Origin of the sequence: Streptomyces sp. 2A115, assembly GCF_052245575.1 — a bacterium.
GTDB lineage: Bacteria > Actinomycetota > Actinomycetes > Streptomycetales > Streptomycetaceae > Streptomyces.
In genome coordinates, this window is record NZ_JBQQCG010000184.1 from 1 (window position 1) to 5,057 (window position 5,057).

At 69.4% G+C, this 5,057-nt stretch carries 4 protein-coding genes; all 4 read left to right on the forward strand.

The features are described 5' to 3' along the window. The coding region (locus ACTWQR_RS55280) for an alpha-glucosidase C-terminal domain-containing protein (RefSeq protein ID WP_443234941.1) at positions 1-172 on the forward strand (172 nt) is incomplete at its 5' end. Between the two features lie 14 nt (positions 173-186). Further along, on the forward strand, positions 187-1,599 hold the full coding sequence (locus tag ACTWQR_RS55285) for a maltokinase N-terminal cap-like domain-containing protein (RefSeq protein ID WP_443234938.1): 1,413 nt from the start codon (positions 187-189) through the stop codon (positions 1,597-1,599). 160 nt (positions 1,600-1,759) lie between these two features. Next, on the forward strand, positions 1,760-3,919 hold the full coding sequence (gene glgB, locus ACTWQR_RS55290; RefSeq protein ID WP_443234939.1) for a 1,4-alpha-glucan branching enzyme: 2,160 nt from the start codon (positions 1,760-1,762) through the stop codon (positions 3,917-3,919). A 119-nt stretch (positions 3,920-4,038) separates the two neighbouring features. After that, positions 4,039-4,938, forward strand: coding sequence for a Gfo/Idh/MocA family protein (locus ACTWQR_RS55295; protein ID WP_443234940.1), 900 nt, complete (start codon positions 4,039-4,041; stop codon positions 4,936-4,938). Positions 4,939-5,057: the final 119 nt, after the last annotated feature.

The window sequence follows — 5,057 nt, forward strand, 5'->3', positions numbered from 1 at the left end:
CGACCTCCAGACCTTCAACGGACGCCACCCCGTCGAACTCATCGGCGGCGTCCGCTTCCCCGCCATCGGCGACCTCCCCTACCTGCTCACCCTCGCAGGCCACGGCTTCTACTGGTTCCGACTCCGCGCAGTCGCTCCCCACACCAACCGGCGTTTGATGGTGTGCTCCTGAAAGGACGCGTCGCCATGCGCAAGGTCGTACCGCCCCGCCCGAGCAGCCACAGTCCGGCTCTTCTGCTGACGTCGCTCGCCGGACTGCTGCGGGCATGGCTGCCCAAACAGCGCTGGTTCGCGGGCAAGGGCCGGCACGTGACGGATCTGGCTCTGCTGTCGGTGACCGAGCTGCATCCGGGGTGTCTGCATCTTCTGGTCAGCACGCGACATGACGCCGCCGCTCCGGTGCCGGGGGACTGCTACCAGTTGTTTCTCGGTGTCCGGGACGTCCTGCCACCCCCTCTCGCCCATGCCCGCATCGGCCGTCCGAGCGAAGGGCCGCTGGCCGGCCTGATGGTGTACGACGCCCTCCAGGAGCCCCGCTGGGCGAGCCTGCTCCTGGAGCGGCTGCGTACTCCGGGAACGGTGGGCCCTCTGCGGTTCGAGCGTGACGCACACACGACGGTTCCCGCCGGTCTCGCCCCGCGGCTGCTCGACGCCGAGCAGTCCAACTCCTCGCTGGTTTACGGGGATTCGTACATCCTGAAGGTCTTCCGCCGGGTCCAGCCGGGCAACAACCCGGACCTGGAGGTGCCATGGGCTCTGGCCCGGCAGGGCTGCACCCGTGTACCGGCCCCCGTGGCATGGTTTCGGACCTCTCAGCCGCAGGAAGCAACGCTCGGCGTGCTCCAGCCGTTTCTTCGCGATGCCGCCGACGGGTGGACCTTGGCGCTCGAATCGCTGGTCTCGGGAGGGGACTTCACCGACGAGGCGTACGAACTGGGGCGGGCGACCGCGGAGGTGCACCTGGCGCTGGGCGCGGCGTTCGCCATCAACCCCCCGACTGAGCGTCAGAACAGGTTGCTCGCGGCCGGGATGCACGAGCGTCTGGACGCCACGAGCCAGTCCGTACCGGCCCTTCTGCCGTACGTGTCCGGTCTGCGGGCCGCCTTCGACGCGCTCGCCGTGCTAGACGCGGGCCGCCCCGTACAGCGGATTCACGGCGATCTACACCTCGGTCAGGTGCTGCGGGCCGGACCCCGGTGGTTCGTCATCGACTTCGAGGGCGAACCGGCCCGCCCGATCGCCGAGCGCCGGCGTCCCCAGTCGCCCGTACGCGATGTCGCGGGCATGCTGCGTTCCTTCGACTATGCCGCCCGCAGCCGTCGGCCGTGGCGTCCGGAATGGGCGCGGCGCTGCCGGGACGCCTACTGCGCGGGGTACGCCGCCGAGGCCGAGTGGGACCCGCGCGCGGAGTCCGAGCTCCTGCGCGCGCACGAGACGGACCGGGCCGTGTACGAGGTGCTGTACGAGGCACGGCACCGGCCCGACTGGCTGCCGGTGCCGATGGCGGCGATCGCCCGTCTCGCCGAACGCGATCGCACTCCCTCCGGTCGTGGTCCGCAGAAGCCCGTTCATTCCTTTCACAGCGCACGAGGAGGCTGAAGCCGTGGTGTCCCACAGCATCTCCGTATCCCGGACCCCGTCCCCGATTCCATCAACGTCGACATCTGAGGACGCCCGGCCTGTCGCGGTCGGCTCCTCCGTGGCGGGACGTGGCGGCCTCGGCGCACGGCCAACGGCTTCGGTGGCCTCGTTGGCTTCGATGGACGTGACAGATCGGGAGCGTCTGTTGTCGGGCGCCCATCATGACCCTCATGCGTTGCTCGGGGCCCATCCGATACTGGGGGGTGTGGTCTTTCGCGCGCTGCGGCCGTATGCCGAGGCCGTGACCGTGTCGTTGGCGAACGGTGTGCGCGCTGAGCTGGACGACGAAGGTGATGGGCTCTTCTCGGGGGTCCTGCCGCTTGAGTCGGTCCCCGAGTACACGTTGCTGGTGAGGTACGCGGGGGGCGAGTTCGAGGTGCAGGATCCTTACCGTTTCCTGCCTTCGCTCGGCGAGTTCGATCTGCATCTGTTCGGGGAGGGCCGGCACGAGCAGCTGTGGACGGCGCTCGGTGCCGACCCGATGGTGCACCAAGGCGTGGCCGGCACCCGCTTCACGGTGTGGGCGCCCAATGCCCGTGGTGTGCGGCTTGCGGGGAACTTCAATTTCTGGGACGGGACCGCGTTGCCCATGCGGTCGTTGGGCTCCTCCGGGGTGTGGGAGCTGTTCGTCCCGGAGATCGGCGAGGGCGAGCTCTACAAGTTCGAGATCACCCGGCCCGACGGTTCCAGGACCATGCGGGCCGATCCGATGGCGCGTTGGGCGCAGACGCCGCCTGATACGGCATCGGTGGTTCATGTCTCCCGCCATGAGTGGCGGGACGGGGAATGGATGGCTCAGCGGGGGCAGCGGGCCGTGCATGAGGCGCCGTTCTCGGTGTACGAGGTCCATCTGGCCTCCTGGCGCCCAGGGTTGACGTACCGCCAGCTGGCCGACCAACTGCCCGCCTACATCTCGGACTTGGGCTTCACGCATGTGGAGCTGATGCCGGTCGCCGAGCACCCCTTCGGCGGCTCCTGGGGCTACCAGGTCACCGGCTTCTACGCGCCGACCGCCCGCCTGGGCACCCCCGACGACTTCAAGTACCTCGTCGACGCGCTGCACCGGGCCGGGATCGGCGTGATCATGGACTGGGTGCCGGCGCACTTCCCGCGGGACGACTGGGCACTGGCCGAGTTCGACGGACGCCCGCTGTACGAACACGAGGACCCGCTGCGGGCCGCGCACCCCGACTGGGGAACGCTGGAGTTCGACTACGGGCGCCGCGAGGTCCGCAACTTCCTCGTCGCCAACGCCGTGTACTGGTGCGAGGAGTTCCACATCGACGGACTACGCGTCGACGCCGTCGCCTCCATGCTGTACCTCGACTACTCGCGCGAGGCCGGGCAGTGGAGTCCCAACGAGCACGGCGGACGGGAGAACCTCGACGCCGTCGCCTTCCTCCAGGAGATGAACGCGACCGTCTATCGCCGTTGCCCTGGGGTGCTCACCATCGCGGAGGAGTCGACCGCGTGGGGCGGGGTCACGCGTGCGACCTCCGACGGGGGGCTGGGTTTCGGGCTGAAGTGGAACATGGGCTGGATGCATGACTCGCTGGGTTACGTGGCGAAGGAGCCTGTCCACCGGAAGTACCACCACAACGAGATGACGTTCTCGATGATGTACGCGTACAGCGAGAACTACGTACTGCCGATCTCGCACGACGAAGTGGTGCACGGCAAGCAGGCGTTGGTCTCGAAGGTGCCGGGTGACTGGTGGCAGCAGCGGGCCACCCACCGTGCCTACCTCGGCTTCATGTGGGCCCACCCCGGCAAGCAACTCCTCTTCATGGGGCAGGAGTTCGCGCAGGGCGCGGAGTGGTCCGAGGCGCACGGACCGGACTGGTGGCTGTTGGACCCGTCGTACGGCGCCGCGGCCGACCACCAGGGTGTACGCGACCTGGTTCGCGAGCTCAATCGTCAGTACAGAGCAACTGCTGCTCTGTGGGAGCGCGACACCGATCCTTCCGGGTTCGCCTGGGTCGCTGGGGATGCGGCGGAGGACAATGTCTTCGCGTTCCTGCGCTTCGACGCGGGTGGGGAGCCGCTGCTGGCGGTGTCCAACTTCTCTCCGGTGGTTCGACGTGAGTACGGGCTGGGTGTGCCTGACGACGTTCGGGCCTGGCGCGAGGTACTGAACACGGACGCCGGGCGCTATGGCGGGAGTGACGTGACCAATCCGGATCCCGTCGAGCCGGACGGTGAGGGGCGGCTCGGGTGGGCGGCGAGTATCCGGCTGACGCTGCCGCCGCTGGCGACGGTGTGGTTGCGGCCGGTGTAGGTTCGCGCGTGGGTGAGGAAAACCCCGCCCACGCCACGGGGCACGACCCGCCTGGCCCGGTCGTTTCACGGTTGCCATCCTTCGTCACCGATCGCCCGGCACAGATAGATAGGACCTCCGTGAACGACACCTCGTCACCCTGGCCCCACTCCCCCCTCAAGGTCGGCCTCGTGGGTGCCGGACCCTGGGCGCGCGGCGTGCACGCGCCCGTGCTCGCCACCGGGCCCGAGACGGAGCTCACGGCGGTGTGGGCACGCCGCCCGGACGCCGCACGGGAGACCGCCGCGCCGCACGGAGCCGCCGTGGCGTCCCGCTTCGAGGAGTTGCTCGACAGTTGTGAGGCGGTGGCCTTCGCGGTTCCGCCGGACGTTCAGGCGGAGCTCGCCGGTCGGGCCGCGAAGGCCGGCAAGGCGCTGCTGCTGGAGAAGCCGCTCGGGCTGGACGTAGCGTCGGCGCGTCGGCTTGTCGATGCCATTGACGAGGCAGGGGTGGTGTCCCAGGTCGTCCTCACCAATCGCTATCACCCGGTCGTCCAGGAGTTCTTGAGGGCGGCGAAGGGGGTCGAGGCCGCGGGAGCACGTTCGTGTTGTCTGAGCGGGGCCTTCCTGGGCGGTGACTTCGCGACCCCCTGGCGGCTGGAGCACGGCGCTCTGTTGGATCTCGGCCCGCACATGCTGGACCTGTTGGACGCGGCCATGGGCCCCATCGTGCGGGTTCGCGGGACTGGAGATCCGCGCCGGTGGGTCGAGTTGACCTGCGAGCACGAGAGCGGCGCGGTCAGCCAGGCCTCGCTGTCCGGATCGGTCGACGTGCGGCCCGGGATCATGCGCGTCGAGCTCTTCGGTTCTCATCCCGAGCTCGTGTACGACAGCGCGAACCTCGACTACGCGGAGTGCTGGCCGATGCTGCGCCAGGCCTTCGCCGGCGCCGTACGTACGGGCGTGTCCGGTGAGCTCGACGCCCGTCGCGGCCTGTACCTCCAGGAGTTGATCGCCCAGGCGATGCCGGTGGAGAGCTGACACGGAAGCCGGAACCTTGAAGCGTCACCCGCCCCGGCCATCGGCCAGGGCGAGACGCCTCCGATCCCCGATCGGCGGCCCTGCGTGAGGCGTCGCGGGGGGGGGGGGGGGGGGGGGGG

Bases quoted from the DNA above. Each gene is read 5' to 3' on its own strand.
- ACTWQR_RS55285 (WP_443234938.1), top strand. From the start codon at position 187: ATGCGCAAGGTCGTACCGCCCCGCCCGAGCAGCCACAGTCCGGCTCTT.
- glgB (WP_443234939.1), top strand. From the start codon at position 1,760: ATGGACGTGACAGATCGGGAGCGTCTGTTGTCGGGCGCCCATCATGAC.